Genomic DNA, 24,683 nt, shown 5'->3' on the forward strand with positions numbered 1-24,683 from the left:
TGGGCTTTCTCAATATCGAATTCCTGGTGGCCTCTGCGGTAGGGTTGCTGACAGCAGCTGGGATCTATCTGATCCTGCGGCGGCGCACCTTTCCGGTGATCCTCGGCCTGTCGCTGCTGACCTATGGCGTCAATATCTTCCTCTTTGCCACTGGCCGGTTGATGGTCGACGCCCCTCCCGTTTTGAACAAATACGCCGAGGTGCCCTATACTGATCCGCTGCCCCAGGCGCTGGTGCTGACGGCCATCGTGATCTCCTTTGGCATGACGGCGGTGGTGGTGATGATCGCGCTCGCCGCCTATCTGTCGGCCCGCGACGACAAGATTGATATGCCCCATCATCCCGAAGACGAAGGGGAAGACGCATGAACCATTTCCTGATTGCCCCGGTTGTCCTGCCGGCGCTGGTGGCGCCCTTCATCATCATGGTGGTGCGCTACCATCTGGATCTGACCCGGATCTTTTCTCTCGCCAGCACGGTCATGCTGGTGGCGATCTCACTGGTACTGGCGACCCAGGCCGCCAGCGGCGAGGTGCAGGTCTACGAGCTGGGCAATTGGTCAGCGCCCTTTGGCATCGTGCTGGTGCTGGACCGGTTGTCGGCGATGATGGTCCTGCTGACCTCGGTGCTGGCGCTGGTGGTCAACCTCTATGTCATCGGCTCGGGCTGGGACAAACGTGGTGCCAATTTCCATGCGCTATTTCAGTTCCAACTGATGGGCATCATTGGCGCTTTCCTCACTGGAGACGCCTTTAACCTCTTTGTTTTCTTTGAGGTTCTGCTGATCGCCTCTTATGGGTTGATGATCCATTCTGGCGGCACCCGGCGGTTTCAGGCAGGCGTGCAATATGTGGTCTATAACCTCCTGGGCTCGACCCTCTTCCTCTTTGCTTTGGGGACGCTTTATGCGGTGACAGGCACGCTCAACATGGCGGATCTGGCGGTGCGGGTGGCAGAGATCCCACCCGAAGACACCGCCCTGTTGCGGGTTGGCGCGGTGATGCTCCTGTTGGTCTTTGCCATCAAGGCCGCGGTTATTCCGCTGCATTTCTGGCTGCCGGCCTCTTATGCCAATGCGCCGCTGCCGGTGGCGGCGCTCTTTGCCATCATGACCAAGGTGGGGGCCTATGCCATCCTGCGGATGTACACCCTGGTCTTTGGCCCCGACCTGGCGATAACTGAAGGGTTGGCCGGAGCCTGGCTGATGCCCGCCGCGCTGGTCACCCTGATGCTGGGTGCCATCGGCATTCTGGGGTCCTACCGCATTGGCCGTCTGGTGGCCTTTGGTGCCATTACCTCGATGGGGACACTGCTCACCGCCATCGCGCTGTTCTCGCCTGAAGGCGTCGCTGCGGCGCTTTATTACACGCTGCATTCCACCCTGGCGGCGGCCTTCCTGTTTCTGGTCGCCGATCTGGTCTCAGAACGGCAAGGCATCGAGATCACCGCGCAGCGCCTGATGCCCCAGAGTGGCCTGATCGCGGTGCTGTTTTTCACCGGCGCCATCGCTCTTGCCGGCATGCCGCCGCTCTCAGGTTTCCTGGGCAAACTCTTGGTGCTGGATGCGGCCCGCGATCATGATCTGGTCTGGTGGACCTGGGGGGTTATTCTTGTCGGCTCGCTGGTGACCATCCTCGGCATGGCCCGCGCTGGCAGCCTGTTGTTCTGGAAGAGCCACAGCATCACCGCCGAAACCGATCCCACCGCCCCGCAGCCCTATGAGGAAGAGGCCAACGAGCAGGAGGAGGAGACAGAGGACACCAGCACCGCTGCCCTGCCCTTTGTCGCCTGTTTTGCCCTGCTGAGCGGGCTCATTCTGCTCACCATCTTTGCCGGCCCTGCCAGCCACTATGCCGAGGCCACAGCGGCACAGCTCTTTCAGCCTGAGATCTATATCAAAGCCGTGCTTGGAAAGGTCACCCCATGAGACTGCTGCAGCGGCTGGTGCCGCATCCGATCCTGACCCTGCTGCTGACAATTGCCTGGGTGCTGCTCACCAGCACCTGGACGCTGAACTCGCTGGTCTTTGGCGTCTTGCTTGGGATCATGATCCCCTTCCTGACACAGCCCTACTGGCCGCAACAGATGCAGCTAAAAAAGCCGCTGAAGATCGCCGAATACATCCTGATCGTGCTCTATGATATTGTCGTTGCCAATGTCATCGTGGCCTACATCGTGGTGTTCAAACCCAATGCCAAACGCAAGCCCGGCTGGATCGCCGTGCCACTGGATCTGTTGACGCCTGAGGCCATCACCGTGCTGGCAGGCACCATCACCATGACGCCGGGCACTGTATCCGCGGATCTCTCGGCTGAGGGCCACGCCCTGCTGGTGCATTGCCTGGACGCCGAAGACCCCGAAGCCGTCCGCGACGAAATCAAACAGCGGTACGAGCGCCGTCTCATGGAGATTTTCGAATGATCATTACCTATGCCACGCTCTTTGCCTTTACCTGCTTTGCCCTGGCGATCCTGATGAACCTGTGGAAAATCATTTCGGCCGCCGAAATCGCTGATCGCATCCTGGCGCTGGATTCCATGTTCATCAATGCGCTGGCGCTGATGGTGCTCTATGGCATCGCCCTGGGCAGCGAGATCTACTTTGAAGCCTCATTGATCATCGCCATGCTGGGCTTTGTCTCAACCGTGGCCTATGCGCGCTTTATCCTGCGCGGCAATATCATCGAGTGATGGGGAGGCACCGCCATGTTCTTTGAATATATGATTGCAGGCTTTCTGGTGGTTTCCGGCACCTTTGGCTTTGTCGGCTCTTTTGGATTGCTCAAGCTCAACGATCCGATGTCGCGCCTGCATGCCCCGACCAAGGCCACCACATTGGGCGTTGGCGGTGTGCTCTTGGCCTCGATGCTGCACGGGGTGGTGATTGAAGGCCATCTGTCGCTGCACGAGCTGATGATCACCCTGTTCCTGTTTCTCACCGCGCCGGTCACGGCTCTGTTTATTGCCAAGGTGCATCTGCACCGGCATGAAACACCCAGCAGCCTGCCAAAGGCCGGCGAAGACGGCATCTGGGCCACCCATGACGTGGATGAGCATGAGGCCGAGGCTGACAGCGGATCAAACTGAGGTTTTCTGTCTGTTTGCAGCATGCTCTTGCGCTGGCTCAAAGCGCCCGGCTTTGCCCGGGCCTAAACAGGTTCCGACCGACTGAACGACAAAGGCCCGCCCGATGCACAGCCCTCCCCTGCCGCTGACCAAAGACGTTGTTTTGATTGGCGGTGGCCATGCCCATGCGCTGGTTCTGCTGAAATGGGGGATGCGCCCCCTGCCTGGCGCCCGGCTCACGGTGATCAACCCCGGCCCCACTGCGCCCTATTCCGGCATGTTGCCGGGCTTTGTCGCCGGCCATTACCAACGCGAAGACCTGGATATTGATCTGGTAAAACTGGCACGGTTTGCCGGTGCCCGGGTGATCCAGGGGGCCGCCGATGGCTTGGATCCTCTGGCAAAAATGGTGCATGTGCCAGGCCGCCCCCCCATTGCCTATGATCTGGCCTCGATTGATGTGGGCATCACCTCCGAAATGCCCGATCTTCCAGGTTTTGCAGAACATGGCATCCCGGCCAAACCGCTGGGCGCCTTTGCCCGGTCCTGGGACAGGTTCCGGCAGGGCAGCGGCCCGGTCAATATCGCAGTAATCGGCGGCGGTGTTGCCGGGGCCGAACTGGTGCTGGCCATGGCCCATGCCCTGGCACAGCAGGGTCGGCTGGGTCAGGCCACCTTGATCGACAGCGGAGCAGTGCTGGGTGAGGCCAGTGCCGAGGTCGCCAAACGTCTGCGCCGCGCCTTCACCGAACTGCGCGTCTCGCTGGTGGAAAACGCCTCAGTTGCGCGAGTTTCCCCCGATGCCGTTCATCTAGGCGATGGGCGCATGGTGCTGTCAGATTTCACCACCGGGGCTGCCGGCGCCCGCCCGCATGATTGGATCGCTGGCTGCGGCTTGGATCTGCACGAGGGCTTTGTGCGCGTCAGTAACACCCTGCAAAGCTCTGACCCGGATGTTTTTGCCACCGGTGACTGTGCCCATCTGGCATTCTCGCCTCGCCCCAAGGCCGGGGTCTATGCGGTGCGACAGGCGCCGATCCTCTATCACAATCTGCGCGCGCTGCTGACCCAGGACCCGCTGCGCAAATACACTCCGCAAAAGGACTATCTCAAACTGATTACCATGGGCCGTAAAGAGGCGCTTGGTGATCGCTTTGGCCTGCAGTTTTCAGGAGCTCTGGTCTGGCGCTGGAAAGATCGGATCGATCAAAACTTTATGGAAAAATTCCGCGAGCTGCCCAAGATGGATGCCCCCAAACTGCCCGCAGAACATACCCATGACCTGCCTGAGGCGCTCGGCGACAAGCCGATGTGTGGCGGCTGCGGGGCCAAGGCTGGGCGTGGCGCCCTGCGCACAGCCCTGACCGCGCTTGCCCCGTTGCAACGCAAGGACGTCACCGCCCTGCCCGGCGACGACGCCGCAATGGTGCAAACCGGAGGCCTGCAGCAGGTGATCTCCACCGACCATCTGCGGACCTCGGTGCTGGATCCTGTGCTGATGGCGCGGATTGCGGCCGTGCATGCCTTGGGCGACATCTGGGCCATGGCAGCAGAGCCGCAGGTGGCCACCGCCAATCTCATCCTGCCACGGCTCTCGCCGACGCTGCAGCAACGCACCCTGAGCGAAATCATGTCCACCGCTGGTGCGGTGTTTCAGGCGGCCGGGGCCGATATTGTCGGCGGCCATACCTCCATCGGTGATGAGCTGTCGATTGGCTTTACTGTGACCGGCCTGTGCAAACAGCCTCCAGTGACGCTGGCGGGGGCCAAATCGGGCGATGTGCTGATCCTCACCAAACCTATCGGCTCCGGCGTGATCCTGGCAGCCGAGATGTCCGGTGACGCGCCCGGCGATTGGGTCACCGCCTGTTTGGACCAGATGTGCCAGCCCCAAGGCGCGGCCTCGCACATTCTGGCGGGGGCCCATGCGATGACCGATGTCACCGGCTTTGGCCTTGCCGGGCATCTCTTGGGAATCTGCGAGGCCTCAGATTTGACCGCGCATCTCACCCTGTCGGACGTCCCGCTGATGCAGGGCGCCGCGCGCTTGAGCGCCCAGGGCCTGCGCTCTTCGCTTTTTGAGGACAACCGTGCCATTGCCGCATCCCTGGCGCGCGGGGCCAAGGAGGATCTGCTGTTTGACCCGCAAACCGCCGGCGGGCTGCTGGCGGCCGTGGCTCCAGAGCGTGCAGAAAATCTGCTCAAGCAGCTGCACAGCGCCGGTTACCAGGCTGCCCAGATTGGTCATCTGACCGCCGGGCCGCCAGCGCTGACCCTCGGCTAGGCCGCGAAACTGCTCATTCCGGCTTGGTTTTGAAATCAGTCAGCAGATCACAGATCTGCCGAGCTGCGCCGGTCAGGTCGGTATCGTTCATCTGCCCCAGCTCAAGCGTGGCCTTGGCCTCCCCGCCATTGATCCGCCGGGATTTCTGGTAGGAGGGATCATAGTGGTCCTGCATCAGAGACCGGGTCAGCGCTGCTTTGTCACCTGCAGCAATCAGCGCAAACCAGTGGTCGATGATGGCATTGGAGCGATGCCCGCGCAGATAGCCAAGTTTCTCCCGCAACCGCTCTGTATCCGACAAGATATCGTCATAGGCCAGCGTCAGGTAGCGACAGCGCGCTTCAACCGGGGCCTCAACCTCGATCCGGGGAGCCTGTTTCATCGCCGCCCACAGGCTGGGCGGAATGATCCGCGCTCCGATCTTACTGGATTCGGCCTCCACCAGCACCGGACGGGCCGGATCCATCTGCACCAGGGCCTGCGCCAAAGCGGTCTCAAATGCCTTTTGGCTGGGCTGCGGGCCACTCATGCCTCCCAACAGTGAGCCCCGGTGGTTGGCCAGCCCTTCGAGATCCAGCACCTGAGCGCCGATCTGCCCCGCACGCTGCAAAATCTCGGTCTTAGCACTGCCGGTATAGCCATCCAGCGCCACCAGCTGATGCGGCAGCGGCTGGTCATAAAGATAGCTGTGCACCAGCCGACGATAGCTTTGATAGCCGCCCTGAACCCGACCAGACCGCCAGCCAATCTGCTGCAACATCCAGGAAAAACTGCCGGACCGCTGCCCGCCGCGCCAGCAATAGACCAATGGCCGCCAGCCGCCGTCATGATGGCTCAGGCTTTGCTCGATGTGATTGGCGGCATTGCGAAACACCAGCGCCGCCCCCAGCTTGCGGGCGCGAAACGGGCTGTCCTGCACATAGATCGTGCCGACCTCTGCCCGCTCTTCATTGCTGAGCACCGGCAGGTTGATCGCACCAGGCACATGGTCCTCAGCAAATTCGGCAGGGCTGCGCACATCAATGATGGTGTCATAGCCATGGGCCAAAATGTCTTGCAGGGATTTGTAACTCTGGGGCATAGTTTGGCCTTAGCGCGCGGCGTCGAGAGAGGAAAGCGGATTTCGCAGGTTTTCCTGTCCGGCGCGGTCCTGTGACATTTTGCTCTACACCAATAGATTGTATGGATTTTCTTTACTGAATACTTTAGACCGCCCCAAAACGTCATTTCAGCCCGGTCAGTGCCTGCAGCTATGCCAGTTGAAAAGACGTCAAATATCGTAAGAAATGACCTTTTTGATCTAGAACAGGATCACAGATTTATGGCTGAACCGCTGCTTGATATTCATGGCCTCCCTGGCCATCTGATCCGCCGTTTGAACCAAATTGCCGTGGCGCAGTTCATGGAGAAGATGGGGGAGATCGCGGTTGATCTCACCCCGGTTCAATATTCTGCGCTTTGCGCGGTCAAATCCCATCCCGGCATCGATCAGGCCTCCATCGCCGGGCTCATCGCCTATGATCGCGCCACCCTAGGCAAGGTCATTGACCGGCTTGAGGCCAAAGGGCTGGTGAGCCGCAAGGTCAGCCCGCAGGATCGGCGCGCCCGGGTGGTGAAACTGACCAAATCCGGCCAGGAGCTGTTGCAGCAAGTGCATCCGGTAGTACGCGCCGCGCAGGGAGATATCCTCACCGGGCTGGATAACGTCGAGCAGGCGCAGTTTATCGCCCTGATGCAAAAAACCATCCAGATCGGCAATGAAAGCAGCCGTGCGCCGCAGCGCGAGTTGGGCGAAACCGGATGACCAAGCCTGTCGCAGGGTAGTCTATAGCAACCTGAGCTGCGCCACCGGGGCCTCACCTTCTGCTGCAGAGACCTCAGCCTCCTGTTTCACCTCTGACACAGGAGTCTCCTCGGGGTCTTCAAAGGGTTCGATCAGTTCCGGCCCACTGGCCCGATTGCTGTTCACCGCGGGGTCAACCCGGTGCATTTGGTACAGCCCCTCCGGGCCCGGCTGCATCAGTCGCGCCGCGCCACTTCCCCCCTCGCCCAGCCACAGCGCCCAATCCTGCGGCGCTAGCATCAGCGGCATTCGGAGATGGATGCTGGCAAGATCCTGATTGGCCGCAGTGGTCACCATGGCGCAGGTGTTTTGCGCTTCTTCCCCGCCCCAGGCCTGCCAGATCCCAGCAAAGGCCAGCGGCGCTTGATCCCGGCGCTGGATGTACCAGGGCAGACGGTTGCCCTGCGCATCTTTGGTCCATTCATAAAACCCCGTGGCCGGAATCAAACAGCGCCGCTCCCGGCAGGCCTCGGCAAAGGCCGGTTTTTGCGACAGGGTTTCGGCACGGGCATTGATCAGCAGCGGGCCGTCGCTTTTGTGTTTGTACCAATGGGGCAGAAACCCCCAGCGCATCGATACCAGGCGCCGGCTGTCGTCTAGGTTGGTGACCACATGCACCGAATTGGTCGGACAGATATTGTAGTTGGGTACCCGGGGCATGTCATTTGCCGGTGCCGCAGCAAAGAGCTGCGCCATGGCGTCATTGGGCAGGGTCAGGGCAAAACGTCCACACATGGAGGGAGGCTAGCCTCTTTGACAGGCGGGAACCAGTCCTTGCCCCAGTCCTCCTTCCCATGTCCCAGGTCTAGGTCCAGAGGTCCAGGTCCAGAGGTCAGTGCCCCAGGAAGGCTGCGCTATTTCTTATGGCTCTGGCGCGCCATTTCAATACGCACCTCCATCATCGACATCGCTTTGAGGATCTCTTGGCGGCGGCTGCGATCCCCGGTCTCCTGCAGCTCCTGCCGCAGATGTGCCAGTTCCCGCGCCAGCGCCACGAATTCCGGCACTGCACCTGCATCGCGCAACATGCGGTGAAACACAGTGCCTTCCGGGTCTTCGATCTGCGCCAGAGGTTTTCCTGCTCCGGGCAGGTTGTCAAAATCGCCCTCGTCCTGAGCGGCGGCAATGCGGGCATTGATAAGAGCTTCGAGCGGGTGATCCATGGCTGCCATTTTGCCATCATTGGAGGCAAAGAAAAAGCCCCGCCACTGCGGGCGGGGCCTTAAGGCTCTGGTCACCTGTTTCGCGCGCGAAACAACGGCTGGCGTTACTCCTTGCGGGTAATCCGGCCATCCACATAGGGGCTGTAGGGCTGGTTCTTGGCCAAGAATTCAGCAGTGACATCCGCCAGATCGGGGCCAAAGTCATAGGCATTCTTGTCGTCGCCGGCAAAGATCTTGTAGCCGTCACCGCCGTTGCGCACATAATTGTTGGTGACAACGCCATAGGTTTTGGCGGGGTCGATCTGAACCCAGGTATCGCCTTCCAGCACCATAACCTCACTGATGCGACCTTCATTGGGCGACACAGTCAGATCAAAGGTGTATTTCAGGCCGGCCACCTGTGGGAAACGTCCCTTGCCGTCTTCGACCTGGCTGACGCCATTTTCCAGCGCCGCGATCACATCCGCGCCAGCAGCCTCAAAGGTTGAAAGCGTGTTCTGGAACGGCAATACGGTCAGCACCTCGCCCATGGTGACTTCGCCCGCGTCAATAGACGCTCGCAGGCCGCCACCGTTCTGGATAGCGATTGAAACCCCCTGGTCCTTGACCCGATCCAGCATGGCATCCGCCACCAGATTGCCCATGGCACATTCGGTGGCCCGGCAGATGTCGCGCGCCCCCTCAACGGCGTCCGAAGTGGCCGCAACCACCCGCAACTTCATTTCCTCAATCGGGGCGCCCATCTCGGCCACCCGCGCCGCAATGGCTGCATCCGGGGTGACGCTGGCATCCAGCAGGATGGGATCGCCGCTGGCTGCGGTTACGGCGCCGGCATCGTCAAAGCTGACGCTCAGCTCGCCGAGGTATTTGCTATAGGCATAGGCCTGTACCACCGGCACCGCGCCGACCATCGTCGGATAGCTGCCGGCCGCCTTTTCATCACTGTTGGAAAGCAACGTATGGGAATGACCGCCCACCACAACATCAATACCTGGCACGGCCTCGGCGATCTTCAGATCCATCGGCAGGCCCACATGAGTAAGCGCGATGATCTTGTTGACGCCTTCAGCCTCCAGCGCCGCGACATCCGCCTTCAGGCTTTCGATTTCATCCTGGAAGACCACATTGGGACCAGGCGATGAGGTCTCTACCGTATCGGTGGCCAGCACCGAGATGATGCCGATTTTCTCGCCACCGACTTCGATGACCACATGGTTGCCCACATGTCCCTTCAGCTCGGTCGAGGATGAGAGATCGAGGTTGCCGGAGATCACCGGGAATTCTACTGCGTCAATGAAATCGCGCAGCCCCTGGGGGCCGTCGTCAAATTCATGGTTGCCCACAGCCATAACGTCATAGCCGATGGCCTGCATGAATTCGGCCTCAGCCGCGCCTTTGTAAGTGGTGTAGAACAGCGAGCCCTGGAACGGATCACCAGCATCCAGCAGCAGCACATTCTGGCCTTCCAATGCCGCGCGCCGGGCATCAACCATGGATTTGATACGCGCCACCCCACCAAAGCACTTGCCCTCGGCCTCGCCCTCGGCGTTGCAGGTGGAATCGTATTTGTTGATCGATTCAATCCGGCTGTGAATGTCATTGGTGTGCAGGATCGTCAGCTTGTAGTCAGCCGAAGCCATACCAGCTGTCAAACCCAAAGCCGCAACCGAGCTCAGGAAACGCGTAAACATCATAATTACTCCCGTTGTTTTTATTTGTCCCGATGGTGCGGGCAAACCGGTGTTCAGTCAAAGGGGAAAAACAACCCTACCGGTATTCTGGATGACAATCGGCGGAGAAACCTTGGTTTTTGCCCGTTGCCGAGGCATCCGCCAGCGCCTTTCTGACCTGCCATGGGGCGCTTCGGGCTTGATTCCAGGCCCCGCGCGGGGCATCAGACCTCCATGCTGATCTATAAAATCCTTCGCGCCGATGAATGGTCGGCCCTCCAGTCCCAAGGCGAGACCCTTGGCGCGCCCATCGACCTGAGCGATGGTTTCATTCACTTCTCCACCGCCGCCCAGGCGGCCGAGACCGCAGCCAAGCATTTTTCTGCTGTCGAAGGCCTTTACCTGCTGGCGCTGGAGGCCGAGGCCCTGGGCGAGGCGCTGAAATGGGAAGTCTCCCGCGGCGGCGCCGAGTTCCCGCATCTCTATCGCAAAATGCTGCTCTCCGAAGTGCTTTGGGCCAAGCCCTTGCCGCTGGTAGATGGGGAGCATCAGTTCCCGGATGAGATGACATGAGCGCTCATATCGATCCGACCCGCGACCAGTTTGCCGCGTTCAAAGCGCTACCGCGGGGCACCCCGATCGAGATGCTCAATCTGGTGCGGTTCAAACCCGAGGCGACCTATCCGGCGGATCATCCGCTGGCCACAGCGGGCCTGAGCGGCGCCGAGGCCTACAAGAACTACGGGCGGGAAAGCGGACCGATCTTTGCAGGCCTTGGCGGGAAAATCATCTGGCGCGGTGGCTTTGAAGCCACCTTGATCGGCCCGGCAGTTGAGGCCTGGGATGAGATCTTTGTCGCGCGGTACCCGGATGCCCATGCTTTTTTGGCGATGGTGACCAATCCCGATTACCAAAAGGCCGTGGTGCACCGTCAGGCCGCCGTTGCCACCTCGCGGCTGATCCGCAGCAAACCCAGCGATACCGGAGCGACCTTTGGATGAAACTAACTGAAAAACTGGCACTGAAGGCCCTGCACAAGCTGGATCCGGAAGTCGCCCATGGGCTGTCGATCAAGGCGCTCACATCTGGGCTGGCCCCCTGCCCCGGTCCGGTGACATCGGATCGGCTGAAATGTGAGATTGCCGGTATCGCCCTGCCCAATCCGGTTGGCCTGGCGGCAGGGTTTGACAAAAACGCCGAGGCGCTGAAACCGCTGTCGAAGTCCGGGTTTGGCTTTATCGAAGTGGGGGCCGCAACGCCGCGCCCGCAGCCCGGCAACCCAAAACCCCGCCTGTTCCGGCTGAGCGAGGATCGCGCCGCGATCAACCGGTTTGGTTTTAACAACGAAGGCATGGAAGTGATTGCCTCCCGTCTGGCGCAACGTCCAAAGGATGCTGTGATTGGTCTCAACCTTGGGGCCAACAAGGACAGTGACGACCGGGCAGCGGATTTTGCCAAGGTTCTGGCCCATTGTGGAGCGCATCTGGACTTTGCCACCGTCAATGTATCTTCGCCCAATACCGAAAAACTGCGTGATCTACAGGGTAAGGCGGCGCTTTCGGCGCTGCTGAATGGTGTCATTGAAACCCGCAACAGCCTCTCGCGCCGGGTTCCTGTCTTCCTGAAGATCGCGCCGGATCTGGACCGCGCAGGCATCGAAGACATCGCCGCCGTGGCGCAGGAAACCGGCATTGACGCGGTGATTGCCACCAATACCACCCTTTCGCGCGAGGGGCTGCAAAGCGCCCATCGCGATGAGGCTGGTGGGCTGTCTGGCGCGCCGCTGTTTGAAAGCTCCACGCGGGTTCTGGCGCAGCTGTCGGAGCTGCTCGATGGCAAGGTGCCGCTGGTGGGCGTTGGCGGGATTTCAACTGCCGAGCAAGCCTATGCCAAGATCCGCGCCGGAGCCTCGGTCGTGCAGCTATACACTGCCATGGTCTATGGCGGCTTGTCGCTGGGGGCCGAGATCGCGCAAGAGCTGGATGGATTGCTGGCGCGCGACGGGTTTGCCTCTGTGGCAGAGGCCGTTGGCTCAAAACGTGAGGACTGGCTATGATCACCTATTGGCACAATCCCCGCTGTTCCAAATCCCGCGCCGGGCTGACGCTGTTTGAAGACAAAGGCCAAGCCCCCGAAGTGCGGCTCTATCTGCAAGATGCGCCCAGCCTGGAGGAGCTGAAAACCTTGCAGAAAGCTCTTGGCCTGCCGGTGATCCAGATGATGCGCACAGGTGAGAAGACCTTCAAGGAGCTGGGCCTGCAAAAGGACAGCGCCGAGGAGAACTTGCTGGCAGCGATGGCGCAGCATCCTATTCTGCTCGAACGTCCCATTGCGATCAAGGGCGACAAGGCGGTGATTGGCCGCCCAACAGAGGCGTTCGAAGCGCTGCTTTGATTGCGACCTAAGACGCTACCCCTGCTTCGAGCCGGGGGTAGCGCAGCCCCAGGGTCACCCCGCGCGCCACATTCAGCACGATCAGCGCCGCCCAAAGCCCGTGATTACCCAAGAGCGGCACCAGCGCAGCCAGGGCCAGCAGATAGATCGCCACCGACTGCATCATTGCCACCCGCATGTCGCGGGTCCAGGTGGCACCGATGTAAATCCCATCATACATATAGCTCGCCAGCGAGATGATCGGCAGCGCCGCCGCCCAGACCAGATAGCTCCGGGCCTCGATCCGGACCTCGGGCGATTTGGCCATCAGATCAATCAGATAGGGGCCAGCAAGGGCAAAACCTACCGCCAGTAGCAACGCACAGCCCAGGCCCCATTGTGATGAAATCCAGGCTGCGCGACGCAGATTGGCGCGGTGTTTTGCGCCGATGGCGGCCCCCACCAGGGCCTCGGCCGAAAAAGCAAACCCATCCAGGGCAAAGGCAGTGATCTCGACAAATTGCAACAGCACCTGATTGGCGGCCAGAGTGACATCACCAAATTTGGCGCCGATAAACAGGAAGGTGGTAAAAGAACCGGTCAGCAGCACCGAGCGCACCATGATATCGCCATTGACCTCAACCATGCGGCGAATGCGCACCGGGTCAAAAACCCGTGGCCAATCACACCATTGCCGCCCGGCAAAGGCGGCGCGGCACAGCCAGAGCCCCAGCAGCACGCCGGTCCATTCCGCGATCAGGGTGGCAATGGCAACGCCTTCAACACCCCAGCCCAACCCCAGCACAAACCACAGATCCAGAATGATGTTGAGCCCGTTCATCCAGATCTGCAGCATGAAAACCCCGCGGGTGTTTTCCACCGCGATCAGCCAGCCGGTAATGGCATAAAGCGCAATGGTGGCAGGTGCGCCCCAGATGCGGATCTGCAGGTAGCTGCGGGCCAGTTCTTCCACCTCAGAAGAGGTCGGCGCCAGGGCAAAGGCGCCCCAGAACACCAAGGATTGCAACAGGATAAAGAAAACGCCTGCCGCAGCGGCCAACAGCACGCCGCGCATCAGCAGGGCGCCGGTTTCGGCCATGTCACCCGCGCCGCGCGCCTGCGCCACCAACCCGGTGGTGCCCATGCGAAGGAAGCCAAAGATGAAATAGATCGTCGCCAGAATTACGGCACCGATGCCGACGGCACCAATGGGGGCCGCCGTGCCCATCTGCCCCACCACGCCTGTGTCCACCGCGCCCAAGATTGGCACCGTCGCATTGGAGAGCACAATCGGCACAGCGATCTTCAGCACCCGCGCATGGGTGATCTCTGCCTGCATCTCGGCCATGGGCGCGTTTCTTTCTGTTTCCCCCCTGCCCCCTTAAGGGTCCAACGGGTCAGGGATTAGGCTGGCTCAGCTCTTGTCGTCATCCTGCGGCATCAGGAAATGGCCAGAGCCCTGGGCAAAGAGCTTATCCTTGTGATCCTGCCAGGCCTCCACATGCACTGAGGCATAGCGCCGTCCAGCACGGCTGATGGTGGCGCGGGCATAGGCATCGCGCGGCAGGCCGGAGCGCAAGTAATCCACGGTAAAATCGATGGTTTTGGGCTGGCGCGGCAGGATACCCTTGGCCATGTCCTCAGGGTCAAGCGCGCCGCTTTCGATGCGCTCCCACAGATGCGACCAGTTCAACGAGATCATTGCGGTGATCTCCAGAAAAGCCGCTGTCACCCCACCGTGGATGGCAGGAAGGAAGGGATTGCCAATGTGTTTTTCGCTAAAGTTCAACTGCGCTGTCAGCTCATCGCCGCGCCGGTCAAATGTCACGTTGAGAAACTGAATATAGGGCACCGAGTCGAGCAGCGCATTCAGCGCGGCATCGCGGCGTTGTTTCACCACCTGGATGGGTTCGGGACGGGGACGGCTCAAAATCCATTCTCCACTGTAAAGGCGCCAGAGGCTGTGGCGACAGGGCGGTCGGTGTCGTCATCCATCGCAACTGCCCGCACAAAGGCGACATTGCGGGTGATGTGATGACAGGTGGCCTTGGTCGAAATAGTCTGGCCCGGCGTTGCTGCGCGCATATAGTCAATGCGCAGATCAATTGTGGCGGTGCCGCCGGGGGCATCGGGGTGACACATCACCGCCGCGCCGCAGCAGGTATCCATCAGCGCCGAGACCGCGCCACCGGCGATCACACCGCTTTGCGGATCGCCCACCAGCTTTTTGTCATAGGGCATGGAAATACGGGCAACCCCGTCCCCGATCTCGTCCAGCACCAGCCCCAGCTCCTGGGCATGGGGGATGGCCTGAATGAACTGGCGGGCGAGTTTGGTCTTATCTGCCATATGGCTGTTTCCTGTCTTGGCTCGGGCTCATTTGTGGCCTCGCCCGCAACAAAGAGCAAGCCCACAACACGCAGGGTGGTTGCACTGGACAATCCAAGTGCATAGGTTGCGCGCGAGGGAGATGATGGATGACCGAAGCAAGATTGTCATTCAAGGAAATGTGCGCGGCGTTCGACGTTACGCCGCGAACCTTGCGTTACTATGAATATATTGAATTGCTGAAGCCTGACCGCGAAGGGCGGTCGCGTTTCTATGGTGCCCGCGAGCGGGCCCGGATGAAGCTGATTCTGCGCGGGCGCAGGTTTGGCTTTCAGCTGGAGGAAATCCGCCAGTGGCTTTTGATATATGAAAACGAGGGCAACCAGGCCCAGATGCAGGCCTTTATCGAAATGGCCGATCGTCAGATGGGAGAGCTGCAGCAGCAGCGCGAACAGCTGGACGAAGCACTGGACGAACTGGGCAGCCTGCGCGCAACGACACAGAGCCTTTTGAAATAGACAGTACCTAGAGTGAACAGATTGACTGGCCCATCCCGCCCAAGTGCGGGGTGGGCCAGATTCATTCTGGGGCCCTGTTTGATCCCCTGTGCCAATATCACCCGCCCATCCTGCGCCTTGCCAAGGCTCTGCGCCGCACTATCTTAGGGTTGTATTACTTCTCTGCCGATGGGCTCCGCACCAAAGCACTGCCGCCAGCTGGTCGGAGAAACTGCCAAGCCAAAGCCCGCGTCAAAACATATGACCCGGCGTCAAACCCAATGACAGCTACGTCACTTCAAAAAGTGACGCCGCGTTCAGCTTACGTAAACGTCAAGTTGATGTTGTAAATCAGCGCAGACAGTCCCAGCTAGGGCATGCATCCAGACAGGTGCTGCCCCAACTCCGACAAAGAGTGACGACGATGACAGAGATGACCGACGAAGAAACAAAATCGATCCGCGAGATGTGTGATGCCTTTGGCGTCACCCCCCGCACCCTGCGCTTTTACGAGGCAAAGGAATTGCTGTTTCCTCAGCGTGACGGCCAGAAACGCCTGTTCACCAAACGCGACGGTGCGCGGCTCAAGCTGATCCTGCGCGGCAAGCGTTTTGGGTTTAGCCTGGAAGAGATCCGTCAGCTGCTCGATCTTTATCATATTGGCGACCAGCAGGTGACCCAATTGTCGCGCACCTATGAAATCGCCTGTGACCGGCTGGCCGACATGGTGCGCCAGCGCGATGAGCTGAACGAGGCCATCGAAGAGCTGCAGGACCAGTTAAAATGGGGCGAAAAAGTCATCGCCTCGATGAAATCAGAACAGAAGGCTGTCGAGTAACAGCCCTGCCCGCCTTTTCCTCTGCCGCCTCAGGCAGCGGACCACCTTTGAAAATTCTCTACCAACGAGGACCGCGATGCCAGTCTATACAGCCCCCACCAAAGACACCCAGTTCATCCTGCATGACGTGTTGAAAGTCTCTGAGGCCGCCACCCCCGGTTATGATGATCTGGAGCGTGATTTCACCGCCGCCATTCTGGAAGAAGCCGGCAAGATCAGCTCTGAGGTGCTGCACCCGCTGAACGTTGTTGGCGATCAGGAAGGCTGCCGTTTGGAAAACGGTGTGGTCTATACGCCCACTGGCTTCAAAGCGGCCTTTGAACAGGTCAAAGAAGGCGGTTGGACCGGTCTCGACATGCCCGAGCAATATGGTGGCCAGAATATGCCTTATGTTCTGGGCACCGCCGTGGGCGAGATGTTTTCGGCGGCGAACCAGGCCTTTGTGATGTATCAGGGTCTGACCCATGGTGCGGCGGCAGCAATCCTGGCCCATGGTACGGACGCGCAGAAAGACACCTATCTGCCCAAGATGGTCTCCTGTGAGTGGACCGGCACCATGAACCTGACCGAGCCTCATTGCGGTACCGATCTCGGTCTGATGCGCACCAAGGCCGAGCCACAGGACGATGGGTCTTATAAGGTTTCCGGCCAGAAGATCTTTATCTCTGCCGGTGATCATGACATGTCCGACAATGTCATCCACCTGGTGCTGGCCAAGATCCCCGGTGGCCCCGATGGCATCAAGGGCGTATCCCTGTTCATCGTGCCCAAATTCAACCTGAACGCAGATGGCACCCCCGGCGCCCGCAATGGTGTTTCGGTTGGCAATATCGAGAAAAAGATGGGCATCCACGGCAACTCCACCTGTGTGATGAACTATGACGAGGCCACCGGCTATCTTTTGGGCGATGCCCACAAGGGCATGCGCGCCATGTTCACCATGATGAACGAAGCCCGTCTGGGTGTCGGCATGCAGGGCGTGAGCCAGGCCGAAGCCGCCTATCAGAACGCGGTGGAATACGCCAAGGACCGGTTGCAGGGCCGCGATGTTACCGGTGTGAAAAATCCCGATGGCCCGGCTGACCCGCTGATCGTGCACCCTGACATTCGCCGCTCGCTGATGGACCAGAAAAGCTTTATTGAAGGCGGTCGTGCCTTCCTGCTCTGGGGCTCCACCATGATCGACCAATCGCACCGCGACGGCAACAAAGAGGCTGATGGTCTGGTCTCGCTGCTGACCCCGGTGATCAAGGGCTTCCTGTCGGACGAAGGCTACGATATGACCGTCAAGGCCCAGCAGGTCTTTGGTGGCCATGGCTATATCGAAGAACACGGCATGAGCCAGTACACCCGTGACGCCCGCATCGCGCAGATCTATGAAGGCGCCAATGGTGTTCAGGCGCTGGATCTGGTGGGTCGCAAACTGGCCGTGGACGGCGGCAAGCACCTGATGGGCTTCTTTGAACTGGTCAAGACCTTCTGCAAGGACAATGCCGAGCTGAACGAGGACTACGCCAAGAGCTACATCGCGCCGCTCAAAGCTGCCTCCAAGGATCTGCAGGCCGCCTCGATGTATTTCATGCAGAACGGTATGAAAAACCCCAATAATGCTCTGTCCGGCTCCTATGACTTCATGCATATGTTTGGTCATGTCTGCCTGGGCCTGATGTGGGCCCAGATGGGCAAAGCCGCGATCGAAGCCCTTGACGCTGGGGCCGCTGACGCGGCGTTCTATGAGACAAAAATCGCCACCGGCCGGTACTATATGGCACGGAGGCTGCCCGCCACCAAACTGCATCTGGCCCGGATTGAGACCGGCGCCGATACAGTCATGGCTCTGGATGCGGCAAGCTTCTGATCCGTAGGATGACACCGGGTCTCCCCTGCCTCGCGCGGGGGGTGCCCATCCCGGTCCGGGGGCTGCAGACACTAAGTAAGGAGCCCCGATGCCAAAACGATTTCGCCTGACCCGCCGCCTCCCCATCGCGATGACAGAGGATGGCTACCGCAGGCTGAAACGCTTTGCCTCAGAGGCCGGATTGGACGAAGGCGAAGCCCTGTCATTTCTGTTTGAGAATTTCGACAGCGTGACGGACCAAGAGAACCTCGGCCACCGGCTGCGACTGTTCAACAGTGAGCTGGAAGACCGAAAAAGATAAGGGCCCGGCGCCAGAACGCGCCAGACAGGGTCAATGGGAGTGACATGACGATCGAGACGCGTTCCGCCTGGATGACTGACGAGCACCAGATGCTTGCCGATATGACGGCGCAGTTCATCACCAATGAATGGATGCCTAAGTATGAAGCCTGGCGCAAACAGGGCATGATGGATCGTGACACCTGGACCCAGGCCGGCGAGTTGGGCCTGCTCTGCCCTTCAATTCCCGAAGAATATGGCGGTGTAGGCGGCGATTTTGGCCATGAGGCCGCTATCCTGATCGAAGGTAGCCGCGCCAATCTGGCCAGCTGGGGCCATGGCATCCATTCTGGCATCGTGGCCCATTACATTCTGGAATACGGCACTGAAGAGCAAAAGAAACGCTGGCTGCCGCGGATGATCAGCGGCGAGCTGGTTGGCGCCCTGGCGATGACTGAGCCATCAACCGGCTCGGATGTGCAGCGGATCAAGACCAAGGCCCTGCGCGACGGCAATGCCTACCGGCTGTCTGGACAAAAAACCTTTATTACCAATGGACAGCACGCCAATCTTATTCTGGTCGCCGCCAAAACAGACCCCAGCCTCGGCTCCAAAGGTGTGTCGCTGGTGGCGGTGGAAACCGATGGCGCCGAAGGGTTTTCTCGCGGGCGCAACCTTGAAAAGGTCGGGTTGCACGCCGCCGACACCTCAGAGCTGTTCTTTGACAATGTCGAAGTGCCCCCCGAAAACATCCTGGGCCAGGAAGAGGGCAAGGGCTTTTATCAGATGATGCAGCAATTGCCGCAGGAACGTCTGATCATCGCCTGCGGTGCCGTTGGCGCCATGGAGGGTGCGGTGGCGCGCACCATTGAATATTGCAAAGAGCGAGAAGCCTTTGGCGGCCCACTGACTCAGTTCCAGAACACCCGATTCAAACTGGTAGAATGCCTGACCAAGACCAAAGTGGCCCGGGCCTTCCTGGATGAATGTATGGTGGAGCACCTGAAAGGCGAATTGACGGTTGAGAAGGCCGCAATGGCCAAATACTGGATCACTGATACCCAGGGCGAAGTGCTTGACGAATGTCTGCAAATGCACGGCGGCTATGGTTTCATGCAGGAATATGCGGTGGCGGAGATGTGGACAGACGCCCGGGTGCAGCGGATCTATGGTGGCACCAATGAGATCATGAAAGAACTGATTGGACGGTCCCTGTGACCCAGCACCCCACATCACAACTGGAAACCACAGGATGCCTCCGGCGGGAATACTTGAAGAAAGATGATATCGGAAATGCGTCCCTGCCCCCAAGCCTTCGCCAAATGGGCAGGGACGACATCACCTTTCGCGGTCATCGGCTTTCCAGCCTGTACCGCCCCGTCACCTTAGCACGGGATCAGGTTTGGGTTGTAAATTCCTCATCATCTTTCCACAAATATTCCACTGGGGTTTGGGGGGGTGAAACCCCCAATGCGCAGCAGCACAGAGGGAGAAACACGTGAGTATTAAATTGCATTGTTTTGGCGAGTCTGGCCATTCCTACAAGGCGGCACTGGCGCTGGAACTCTCCGGCCTCGCCTGGGAACCGGTCTTTGTAGACTTCTTTGCCGGGCGGCATCGCAGCGATGACTACCGGGATCTGAATGTCATGGCCGAAGCACCGGTTTTGGTGGATGGTGACATTCGCCTGTCGCAGTCCGGTGTTATTCAGCAGTATATCTCTGACAAAACCGGGAAATTCGCAGGCGCACCGGAAGACAAATATGAGGTGCTGCGCTGGGTGTTGTGGGACAACCACAAACTCTCCAGTCAGGTGGGCATGACCCGGTTTTTGATGAATTTCCTGCCCGAAGACAAGCGCCCGCAAGAGGTGATTGGCTTCATGCAGGGGCGCCTGAAGGCTGCCTTTGCCACTTTGGAAAACCAGCTTCAGGGCCGCAACTGGCTGGTGGGCGACGGCATGACCAATGCCGACCTCACTTGCTGTGGCTACCTGTTTTACGACGAGCCCTTTGGCTTTGACCGCAAAGACTACCCCAATATCGACGCCTGGCTGTCGCGCATAAGTGCAACGCCCGGCTGGAAACATCCCTATGACCTAATGCCCGGCAATCCGTCGGAAAGAAACAGATCGTGATGTGGAAACTCATCATCTTCGTAGCCGGAGGCTCTCTTTCAGGTGCCGATGGACTAATATTTTTAGACAAAGAAGAATGCCTGTCAGCTGCCCAACAAGTTGAAGAACTGCATGATGGGCGACAAGGAACATCTATCAAGACGGCCTGCATCAAGGGCCTGTTTTGGAAGTCAAGTGGAGACTGAAATGACCGAAGCTTATATTTACGACGCCATTCGCACCCCGCGTGGCAAGGGCCGCAAAGATGGCTCTTTGCACGAAATCACATCCGTGCGGCTGTCTGCCCTGACATTGAATGCGATGAAAGAGCGCAACAACCTCGAAGGCCATGCCGTTGAGGATGTGATCTGGGGCAATGTCACCCAGGTGATGGAACAGGGTGGCTGTCTGGCGCGCTCTGCTGTGCTGGCCTCTGATCTGGACCAAAGCATTCCCGGCCTTGCTATCAACCGGTTCTGCGCTTCCGGAATGGAAGCTGTGAACCTTGCCGCCAACCAGGTGAAGGGCGGCGCAGGTCAGGCCTATATCGCTGGTGGCGTTGAGATGATGGGCCGCGTTGCCATGGGGTCGGACGGTGCTGCGATCGCAGTTGATCCCTCTCTGGCGATGGATACATATTTCGTGCCGCAGGGCATCTCTGCTGATATTATCGCCACTGAATATGGTTTCACCCGCGAGCAGGCTGATGCGCTGGCAGTCGAGAGCCAACGCCGTGCCAAAGCCGCCTGGGACGATAATCGCTTTGCCAACTCGGTGATCACCGTGCGCGATCAGAACGGCATCGCCATTCTGGATCATGACGAATACATGCGCCCCGGCACCGATATGCAGTCCCTGGGCGGGCTCAATGCCTCCTTCCAGATGATGGGCGAGCAGATGCCTGGTTTCGACAAGGTGGCAATGCTGAAATACCCGCATCTGGAGCGGATCAACCACATCCACCACGCGGGCAACTCCTCGGGCATCGTCGATGGGGCCGCTGCCGTGCTGATCGGCAACAAGGAATTTGGCGAGCAATATGGGCTGAAGCCGCGCGCGCGTATCAAGGCCACCGCCAAGATCGGCACCGACCCCACCATCATGCTGACTGGCCCGGTGCCTGTGACCGAGAAAATCCTCGCCGACAACGGCATGGTGATTTCCGATCTCGATCTGTTTGAAGTCAACGAGGCCTTTGCCTCTGTTGTCATGCGCTTCCAGCAGGCCTTTGATGTCGATCCTGCCGTGGTTAACCCCAATGGCGGCTCCATCGCCATGGGCCACCCGCTGGGCGCCACCGGCGCGATGATCATCGGCACCCTGCTGGATGAGCTGGAGCGTCAGGACAAGGAAATGGGTCTGGCCACGCTCTGCATCGCCTCTGGTATGGGTGCAGCCACCATTATCGAGCGCGTCTGATGCCCAAGCTGGATCTGGCACAAATCCCCTTTCAGGGTGGCTCCAGCTACCCTGGCAAGCTGGCCGAGGCGACCGCAGGTCGTTTTGTCCAGCGCATTGGCGATGCCAGTGGTTTGACCCAATCGGGCATCAATATCGTGCGGATCGAGCCCGGCGGGCTGTCCTCGCTGCGCCACTATCACATGCAGCAGGATGAATTCCTGGTGATGCTGAGCGGTGCGCTGACCCTGATCGATGATGAGGGCGAGCACGAGATGCTGCCGGGCGATTGCGCCAGCTTTCCAGCCGGTGAGGCCAATGGCCATCACCTGAAGAACAATACCGAGGCGCCGGCCACCTTTTTGGTGGTGGGCACCCGGACCCCGACTGAAACCGCTTACTACAGCGATATGGATATGATGGTAAAAATGGACGCCAGCGGCGCCAGTTTTACCCGCAAAGACGGCAGCCCGCTGACGGCTGACCAGATCGGAGACGAGACATGAGTGAGTTTACGCTTTCCAAGGACGCAGATGGCGTCGGCACCATCACCTGGGATGTTCCCGGAAAAACAATGAACGTAATGTCCTTTGACGGACTCGGCCAGCTGGAGGCCTGCATTGATCAGGCCCTGGCGGATGACGAAATCAAAGGCGTGGTGATCACCTCAGGCAAGGAGGGATCTTTTGCGGGCGGCATGGACCTGAACCTGCTGGCAGTGATGAAGGAAGAGGCCGGCGACGAACCCGCCCGTGGGTTGTTCGAAGGCACCATGAAAATGCATGCCCTGCTGCGCAAGATCGAACTTGCCGGCATGGATCTGAAAACCAAAAAAGGCGGCAAGCCAATTGCAGCCGCCCTGCCCGGCACCGCTGCGGGCATCGGCATGGAGCTGCCGCTCTCGACGCACCGGATCTTTGCCGCTGAAAACCCCAAGGCCAAATATGGCTTGCCGGAAATCATGGTTGGCATCTTCCCCGGTGCCGGCGGCACCACCCGAATGGTGCGCAAGGTTGGCGCCATTGCCGCAGCACCGCTGTTGCTGGAAGGCAAGATGCTGGACGTGAAAAAGGCCAAGGGTGCTGGCTATGTTGACGAGATCGCCGCTGATCCCGTCGCCGCCGCCCGCGAATGGGTGCTGAAGGCTTCTGGCGCAGATCTGGTAAAGCCCTGGGATGCCAAGGGCTACAAGATGCCCGGTGGCGCGCCTTACCACCCTGCTGGTTTCATGAACTTTGTTGGCGCCTCTGCCATGGTGCATGGCAAGACCCAGGGCGCCTTCCCGGCCGCCAAGGCGCTGCTCTCGGCCGTCTATGAAGGTGCGCTGGTTGATTTTGACACCGCGCTCAAGATCGAAGCCCGTTGGTTCACTAGCGTTCTGATGAACCCCTCCTCGGGTGCGATGATCCGTTCGCTCTTCATCAACAAGGAAGCGCTGGAAAAAGGCGCGGTGCGTCCCAAGGATGTGCCCGATCAGCGGGTGCAGAAACTGGGCGTTCTGGGTGCTGGCATGATGGGCGCAGGCATTGCGCTGGTCTCAGCCCAGGCCGGTATGGAGGTGGTTCTGATCGACCGCGATCAGGAGGCCGCCGACAAGGGCAAAGCCTATACCGAGGCCTACCTCGACAAGGGGATGAAGCGCGGCAAGGTCACGGCTGAGAAGAAAGAGGCCATGCTGGGTCGCATCACCGCCACTCCGGATCTCGACGCGCTGAAAGGTTGCGATCTGATCATCGAGGCGGTGTTTGAAGACCCGGCCGTCAAGGCCGAGATGACCAAGAAGGTCGAAGCGGTGATCCCCGAGGATTGCATCTTTGCCTCCAACACTTCCACCCTGCCGATCACTGGCCTGGCCGAGGCCTCCTCGCGCCCGGAGCAGTTCATCGGCATCCACTTCTTCTCACCGGTCGAGAAGATGTTCCTGGTGGAAATCATCAAGGGCAAAGAAACCGGCCCCCGTGCCGTCGCCAAGGCCCTGGACTATGTGCGCCAGATCAAGAAGACGCCGATCGTCGTCAATGACGCGCGCTTCTTCTATGCCAACCGCTGCATCATCCCTTACGTGAATGAGGGCGCGCGGATGATCACCGAAGGTGTCTCGCCCGTGCTGATCGACAATGCCGCGCGGCAGCTTGGTTTCCCTGTTGGCCCCATTCAGCTGACCGATGAGACCTCGATTGATCTGGGCGCCAAGATTGCCCGCGCCACCAAGGCCGCCATGGGCAATGAATACCCCGAGAGCCCAGCGGATGACATGATCTTCTGGATGGAAGATCTGGGTCGTCTGGGCCGCAAATCCAACGCCGGCTTCTTTGACTATGACGACAAGGGCAAGCGCAAGGGCTACTGGACGGGCCTGCAGGACAAATACCCGCTGCTGGAAGACCAGCCCGACCTTATCGAGGTGCAGGAACGTCTGATGTTCGCCCAGGTGCTGGAAGCGGTCCGGGCGCTGGAAGAAGGCGTGCTGGAAGACATCCGCGAAGGCGATGTGGGCGCTGTTCTGGCCTGGGGTTTTGCCCCATGGTCCGGCGGCCCCTTGAGCTGGCTCGACATCATCGGCACGCCCTACGCGGCTGAACGGTGTGATCAGCTGACCGCGGCCTACGGCGACCGTTTTGCCTGCCCGGATCTGCTGCGCGACATGGCCGCCAAAGGCCAGACCTTCTACGGTCGCTTCAACCCGGATGCCGCCTCGGCAGCCTGATCAATCTGAAAAGACACAGAAGAAAGCCGCCTCCCATGAAAATGGGGGGCGGCTTTTTTGCGGCCTGCAAAGCAGTGTTGTCTTGGCGAACCAAACAGGGTTTTTGGAGATTTTTAGCGCAGCAGGGCTTTGTTGCACCAATCGGGGTCTGAGCGTTCTTCCCCTTTCCCCGGACGGATTTATCCTAGGGGCACTGTGACGGGTATGCCAAGAACTGTGTAACGGTTTAGCACGGCGATGCGGATTTGGATCTCCGCGACCTGC

28 protein-coding genes are annotated in these 24,683 nt (G+C 59.7%); 21 read left to right on the top strand and 7 right to left on the bottom strand.

The annotated features are described in order from the left end of the window. Positions 1-14: 14 nt before the first annotated feature. The 6 genes from ABJP42_RS16770 (at position 15) to selD (ending at position 5,349) form a co-directional block, all read left to right on the top strand. A complete protein-coding gene (locus ABJP42_RS16770) occupies positions 15-368 on the top strand; it encodes a Na+/H+ antiporter subunit C (RefSeq protein ID WP_348342430.1) in 354 nt (117 codons plus the stop codon). Next, positions 365-1,927: a monovalent cation/H+ antiporter subunit D gene (locus ABJP42_RS16775; RefSeq protein WP_348342381.1), complete on the top strand. Its 1,563-nt coding sequence runs from the start codon at positions 365-367 to the stop codon at positions 1,925-1,927. Before ABJP42_RS16770 ends, ABJP42_RS16775 begins: the two co-directional genes overlap by 4 nt. After that, entirely contained in the window at positions 1,924-2,421 is a 498-nt protein-coding gene (locus ABJP42_RS16780) for a Na+/H+ antiporter subunit E (protein ID WP_348342383.1), read from the top strand. The genes ABJP42_RS16775 and ABJP42_RS16780 overlap by 4 nt, the downstream gene beginning before the upstream one ends. Next, positions 2,418-2,690: a K+/H+ antiporter subunit F gene (locus ABJP42_RS16785; protein WP_348342385.1), complete on the top strand. Its 273-nt coding sequence runs from the start codon at positions 2,418-2,420 to the stop codon at positions 2,688-2,690. The genes ABJP42_RS16780 and ABJP42_RS16785 overlap by 4 nt, the downstream gene beginning before the upstream one ends. A 15-nt stretch (positions 2,691-2,705) precedes the next feature. Further along, complete coding sequence (locus ABJP42_RS16790; RefSeq protein WP_348342387.1) at positions 2,706-3,086, top strand: Na+/H+ antiporter subunit G; 381 nt, start codon at positions 2,706-2,708, stop codon at positions 3,084-3,086. A gap of 103 nt (positions 3,087-3,189) precedes the next feature. Next, on the top strand, positions 3,190-5,349 hold the full coding sequence (selD, locus tag ABJP42_RS16795) for a selenide, water dikinase SelD (protein WP_348342389.1): 2,160 nt from the start codon (positions 3,190-3,192) through the stop codon (positions 5,347-5,349). A 13-nt stretch (positions 5,350-5,362) separates the two neighbouring features. Here selD and mnmH read toward each other — a convergent pair whose 3' ends face one another. After that, entirely contained in the window at positions 5,363-6,430 is a 1,068-nt protein-coding gene (gene mnmH, locus ABJP42_RS16800; RefSeq protein WP_348342391.1) for a tRNA 2-selenouridine(34) synthase MnmH, read from the bottom strand. Positions 6,431-6,670: 240 nt separating this feature from the next. On the opposite strand from mnmH, the gene ABJP42_RS16805 reads away from it, so the two are divergent. After that, positions 6,671-7,153 (top strand): MarR family winged helix-turn-helix transcriptional regulator, encoded by a 483-nt coding sequence (locus ABJP42_RS16805; protein WP_348342393.1) that lies wholly within the window; start codon positions 6,671-6,673, stop codon positions 7,151-7,153. Between the two features lie 21 nt (positions 7,154-7,174). On the opposite strand, the gene ABJP42_RS16810 is transcribed toward ABJP42_RS16805, so the two are convergent. The 3 genes from ABJP42_RS16810 to ABJP42_RS16820 all read right to left on the bottom strand — a co-directional run bounded on the left by ABJP42_RS16810 (position 7,175) and on the right by ABJP42_RS16820 (position 10,046). Further along, positions 7,175-7,927 (bottom strand): SOS response-associated peptidase, encoded by a 753-nt coding sequence (locus tag ABJP42_RS16810; protein ID WP_348342395.1) that lies wholly within the window; start codon positions 7,925-7,927, stop codon positions 7,175-7,177. A gap of 119 nt (positions 7,928-8,046) precedes the next feature. After that, positions 8,047-8,355 (bottom strand): DnaJ family domain-containing protein, encoded by a 309-nt coding sequence (locus ABJP42_RS16815; RefSeq protein ID WP_348342432.1) that lies wholly within the window; start codon positions 8,353-8,355, stop codon positions 8,047-8,049. Between the two features lie 104 nt (positions 8,356-8,459). Further along, positions 8,460-10,046: a bifunctional metallophosphatase/5'-nucleotidase gene (locus tag ABJP42_RS16820; RefSeq protein WP_348342397.1), complete on the bottom strand. Its 1,587-nt coding sequence runs from the start codon at positions 10,044-10,046 to the stop codon at positions 8,460-8,462. Between the two features lie 213 nt (positions 10,047-10,259). On the opposite strand from ABJP42_RS16820, the gene ABJP42_RS16825 reads away from it, so the two are divergent. The 4 genes from ABJP42_RS16825 to arsC are packed head-to-tail and all read left to right on the top strand — an operon-like array spanning position 10,260 to position 12,419. Continuing rightward, positions 10,260-10,598: a DUF952 domain-containing protein gene (locus ABJP42_RS16825; RefSeq protein ID WP_348342399.1), complete on the top strand. Its 339-nt coding sequence runs from the start codon at positions 10,260-10,262 to the stop codon at positions 10,596-10,598. Next, a complete protein-coding gene (locus tag ABJP42_RS16830; RefSeq protein ID WP_348342401.1) occupies positions 10,595-11,026 on the top strand; it encodes a DUF1330 domain-containing protein in 432 nt (143 codons plus the stop codon). Before ABJP42_RS16825 ends, ABJP42_RS16830 begins: the two co-directional genes overlap by 4 nt. Next, positions 11,023-12,081, top strand: coding sequence for a quinone-dependent dihydroorotate dehydrogenase (locus ABJP42_RS16835; RefSeq protein WP_348342402.1), 1,059 nt, complete (start codon positions 11,023-11,025; stop codon positions 12,079-12,081). The genes ABJP42_RS16830 and ABJP42_RS16835 overlap by 4 nt, the downstream gene beginning before the upstream one ends. After that, complete coding sequence (gene arsC / locus ABJP42_RS16840) at positions 12,078-12,419, top strand: arsenate reductase (glutaredoxin) (RefSeq protein WP_348342404.1); 342 nt, start codon at positions 12,078-12,080, stop codon at positions 12,417-12,419. Before ABJP42_RS16835 ends, arsC begins: the two co-directional genes overlap by 4 nt. Positions 12,420-12,426: 7 nt before the next feature. On the opposite strand, the gene ABJP42_RS16845 is transcribed toward arsC, so the two are convergent. The 3 genes from ABJP42_RS16845 to ABJP42_RS16855 form a co-directional block, all read right to left on the bottom strand. Further along, entirely contained in the window at positions 12,427-13,746 is a 1,320-nt protein-coding gene (locus ABJP42_RS16845) for an MATE family efflux transporter (RefSeq protein WP_348342406.1), read from the bottom strand. 66 nt (positions 13,747-13,812) lie between these two features. Continuing rightward, entirely contained in the window at positions 13,813-14,328 is a 516-nt protein-coding gene (locus tag ABJP42_RS16850) for a PaaI family thioesterase (RefSeq protein ID WP_348342408.1), read from the bottom strand. Beyond that, positions 14,325-14,747: a PaaI family thioesterase gene (locus tag ABJP42_RS16855; RefSeq protein ID WP_348342410.1), complete on the bottom strand. Its 423-nt coding sequence runs from the start codon at positions 14,745-14,747 to the stop codon at positions 14,325-14,327. Before ABJP42_RS16855 ends, ABJP42_RS16850 begins: the two co-directional genes overlap by 4 nt. Before the next feature lie 128 nt (positions 14,748-14,875). On the opposite strand from ABJP42_RS16855, the gene ABJP42_RS16860 reads away from it, so the two are divergent. From ABJP42_RS16860 to ABJP42_RS16905, 10 genes are all read left to right on the top strand, one after another. Then, a complete protein-coding gene (locus ABJP42_RS16860; protein ID WP_027239887.1) occupies positions 14,876-15,244 on the top strand; it encodes a MerR family transcriptional regulator in 369 nt (122 codons plus the stop codon). A 412-nt stretch (positions 15,245-15,656) separates the two neighbouring features. Beyond that, entirely contained in the window at positions 15,657-16,061 is a 405-nt protein-coding gene (locus ABJP42_RS16865; protein WP_348342434.1) for a MerR family transcriptional regulator, read from the top strand. 76 nt (positions 16,062-16,137) lie between these two features. Continuing rightward, positions 16,138-17,919 carry an acyl-CoA dehydrogenase C-terminal domain-containing protein gene (locus tag ABJP42_RS16870; protein WP_348342412.1) on the top strand — a complete coding sequence of 594 codons (1,782 nt, stop codon included), beginning with the start codon at positions 16,138-16,140 and terminating at the stop codon, positions 17,917-17,919. Positions 17,920-18,007: 88 nt separating this feature from the next. Next, entirely contained in the window at positions 18,008-18,220 is a 213-nt protein-coding gene (locus ABJP42_RS16875) for a hypothetical protein (protein WP_348342414.1), read from the top strand. Between the two features lie 44 nt (positions 18,221-18,264). Next, positions 18,265-19,416 carry an acyl-CoA dehydrogenase family protein gene (locus ABJP42_RS16880; protein ID WP_348342416.1) on the top strand — a complete coding sequence of 384 codons (1,152 nt, stop codon included), beginning with the start codon at positions 18,265-18,267 and terminating at the stop codon, positions 19,414-19,416. Between the two features lie 280 nt (positions 19,417-19,696). Then, the gene (locus ABJP42_RS16885) at positions 19,697-20,335 is read left to right on the top strand and encodes a glutathione S-transferase family protein (RefSeq protein WP_348342418.1); all 639 of its coding nucleotides are present in this window, start codon (positions 19,697-19,699) and stop codon (positions 20,333-20,335) included. Continuing rightward, positions 20,332-20,520 (top strand): hypothetical protein, encoded by a 189-nt coding sequence (locus ABJP42_RS16890; protein WP_348342420.1) that lies wholly within the window; start codon positions 20,332-20,334, stop codon positions 20,518-20,520. The genes ABJP42_RS16885 and ABJP42_RS16890 overlap by 4 nt, the downstream gene beginning before the upstream one ends. Before the next feature lies 1 nt (position 20,521). Beyond that, on the top strand, positions 20,522-21,733 hold the full coding sequence (locus ABJP42_RS16895; RefSeq protein ID WP_348342422.1) for an acetyl-CoA C-acetyltransferase: 1,212 nt from the start codon (positions 20,522-20,524) through the stop codon (positions 21,731-21,733). After that, positions 21,733-22,218: a cupin domain-containing protein gene (locus ABJP42_RS16900; protein WP_348342424.1), complete on the top strand. Its 486-nt coding sequence runs from the start codon at positions 21,733-21,735 to the stop codon at positions 22,216-22,218. The genes ABJP42_RS16895 and ABJP42_RS16900 overlap by 1 nt, the downstream gene beginning before the upstream one ends. After that, on the top strand, positions 22,215-24,419 hold the full coding sequence (locus tag ABJP42_RS16905) for a 3-hydroxyacyl-CoA dehydrogenase NAD-binding domain-containing protein (RefSeq protein WP_348342426.1): 2,205 nt from the start codon (positions 22,215-22,217) through the stop codon (positions 24,417-24,419). Before ABJP42_RS16900 ends, ABJP42_RS16905 begins: the two co-directional genes overlap by 4 nt. Positions 24,420-24,683 lie beyond the last annotated feature (264 nt).

Source organism: Pseudophaeobacter sp., assembly GCF_039971195.1.
Lineage (GTDB): Bacteria > Pseudomonadota > Alphaproteobacteria > Rhodobacterales > Rhodobacteraceae > Pseudophaeobacter.

What these genes read in the sequence shown, in the direction of transcription:
- ABJP42_RS16775 (WP_348342381.1), top strand. Translation starts at nt 365, where the DNA reads ATGAACCATTTCCTGATTGCCCCGGTTGTCCTGCCGGCGCTGGTGGCG.
- ABJP42_RS16780 (WP_348342383.1), top strand. Translation starts at nt 1,924, where the DNA reads ATGAGACTGCTGCAGCGGCTGGTGCCGCATCCGATCCTGACCCTGCTG.
- ABJP42_RS16785 (WP_348342385.1), top strand. Translation starts at nt 2,418, where the DNA reads ATGATCATTACCTATGCCACGCTCTTTGCCTTTACCTGCTTTGCCCTG.
- ABJP42_RS16790 (WP_348342387.1), top strand. Translation starts at nt 2,706, where the DNA reads ATGTTCTTTGAATATATGATTGCAGGCTTTCTGGTGGTTTCCGGCACC.
- selD (WP_348342389.1), top strand. Translation starts at nt 3,190, where the DNA reads ATGCACAGCCCTCCCCTGCCGCTGACCAAAGACGTTGTTTTGATTGGC.
- mnmH (WP_348342391.1), bottom strand. Translation starts at nt 6,430, where the DNA reads ATGCCCCAGAGTTACAAATCCCTGCAAGACATTTTGGCCCATGGCTAT.
- ABJP42_RS16805 (WP_348342393.1), top strand. Translation starts at nt 6,671, where the DNA reads ATGGCTGAACCGCTGCTTGATATTCATGGCCTCCCTGGCCATCTGATC.
- ABJP42_RS16810 (WP_348342395.1), bottom strand. Translation starts at nt 7,927, where the DNA reads ATGTGTGGACGTTTTGCCCTGACCCTGCCCAATGACGCCATGGCGCAG.
- ABJP42_RS16815 (WP_348342432.1), bottom strand. Translation starts at nt 8,355, where the DNA reads ATGGATCACCCGCTCGAAGCTCTTATCAATGCCCGCATTGCCGCCGCT.
- ABJP42_RS16820 (WP_348342397.1), bottom strand. Translation starts at nt 10,046, where the DNA reads ATGTTTACGCGTTTCCTGAGCTCGGTTGCGGCTTTGGGTTTGACAGCT.
- ABJP42_RS16825 (WP_348342399.1), top strand. Translation starts at nt 10,260, where the DNA reads ATGCTGATCTATAAAATCCTTCGCGCCGATGAATGGTCGGCCCTCCAG.
- ABJP42_RS16830 (WP_348342401.1), top strand. Translation starts at nt 10,595, where the DNA reads ATGAGCGCTCATATCGATCCGACCCGCGACCAGTTTGCCGCGTTCAAA.
- ABJP42_RS16835 (WP_348342402.1), top strand. Translation starts at nt 11,023, where the DNA reads ATGAAACTAACTGAAAAACTGGCACTGAAGGCCCTGCACAAGCTGGAT.
- arsC (WP_348342404.1), top strand. Translation starts at nt 12,078, where the DNA reads ATGATCACCTATTGGCACAATCCCCGCTGTTCCAAATCCCGCGCCGGG.
- ABJP42_RS16845 (WP_348342406.1), bottom strand. Translation starts at nt 13,746, where the DNA reads ATGGCCGAGATGCAGGCAGAGATCACCCATGCGCGGGTGCTGAAGATC.
- ABJP42_RS16855 (WP_348342410.1), bottom strand. Translation starts at nt 14,747, where the DNA reads ATGGCAGATAAGACCAAACTCGCCCGCCAGTTCATTCAGGCCATCCCC.
- ABJP42_RS16860 (WP_027239887.1), top strand. Translation starts at nt 14,876, where the DNA reads ATGACCGAAGCAAGATTGTCATTCAAGGAAATGTGCGCGGCGTTCGAC.
- ABJP42_RS16865 (WP_348342434.1), top strand. Translation starts at nt 15,657, where the DNA reads ATGACCGACGAAGAAACAAAATCGATCCGCGAGATGTGTGATGCCTTT.
- ABJP42_RS16870 (WP_348342412.1), top strand. Translation starts at nt 16,138, where the DNA reads ATGCCAGTCTATACAGCCCCCACCAAAGACACCCAGTTCATCCTGCAT.
- ABJP42_RS16875 (WP_348342414.1), top strand. Translation starts at nt 18,008, where the DNA reads ATGCCAAAACGATTTCGCCTGACCCGCCGCCTCCCCATCGCGATGACA.
- ABJP42_RS16880 (WP_348342416.1), top strand. Translation starts at nt 18,265, where the DNA reads ATGACGATCGAGACGCGTTCCGCCTGGATGACTGACGAGCACCAGATG.
- ABJP42_RS16895 (WP_348342422.1), top strand. Translation starts at nt 20,522, where the DNA reads ATGACCGAAGCTTATATTTACGACGCCATTCGCACCCCGCGTGGCAAG.
- ABJP42_RS16900 (WP_348342424.1), top strand. Translation starts at nt 21,733, where the DNA reads ATGCCCAAGCTGGATCTGGCACAAATCCCCTTTCAGGGTGGCTCCAGC.
- ABJP42_RS16905 (WP_348342426.1), top strand. Translation starts at nt 22,215, where the DNA reads ATGAGTGAGTTTACGCTTTCCAAGGACGCAGATGGCGTCGGCACCATC.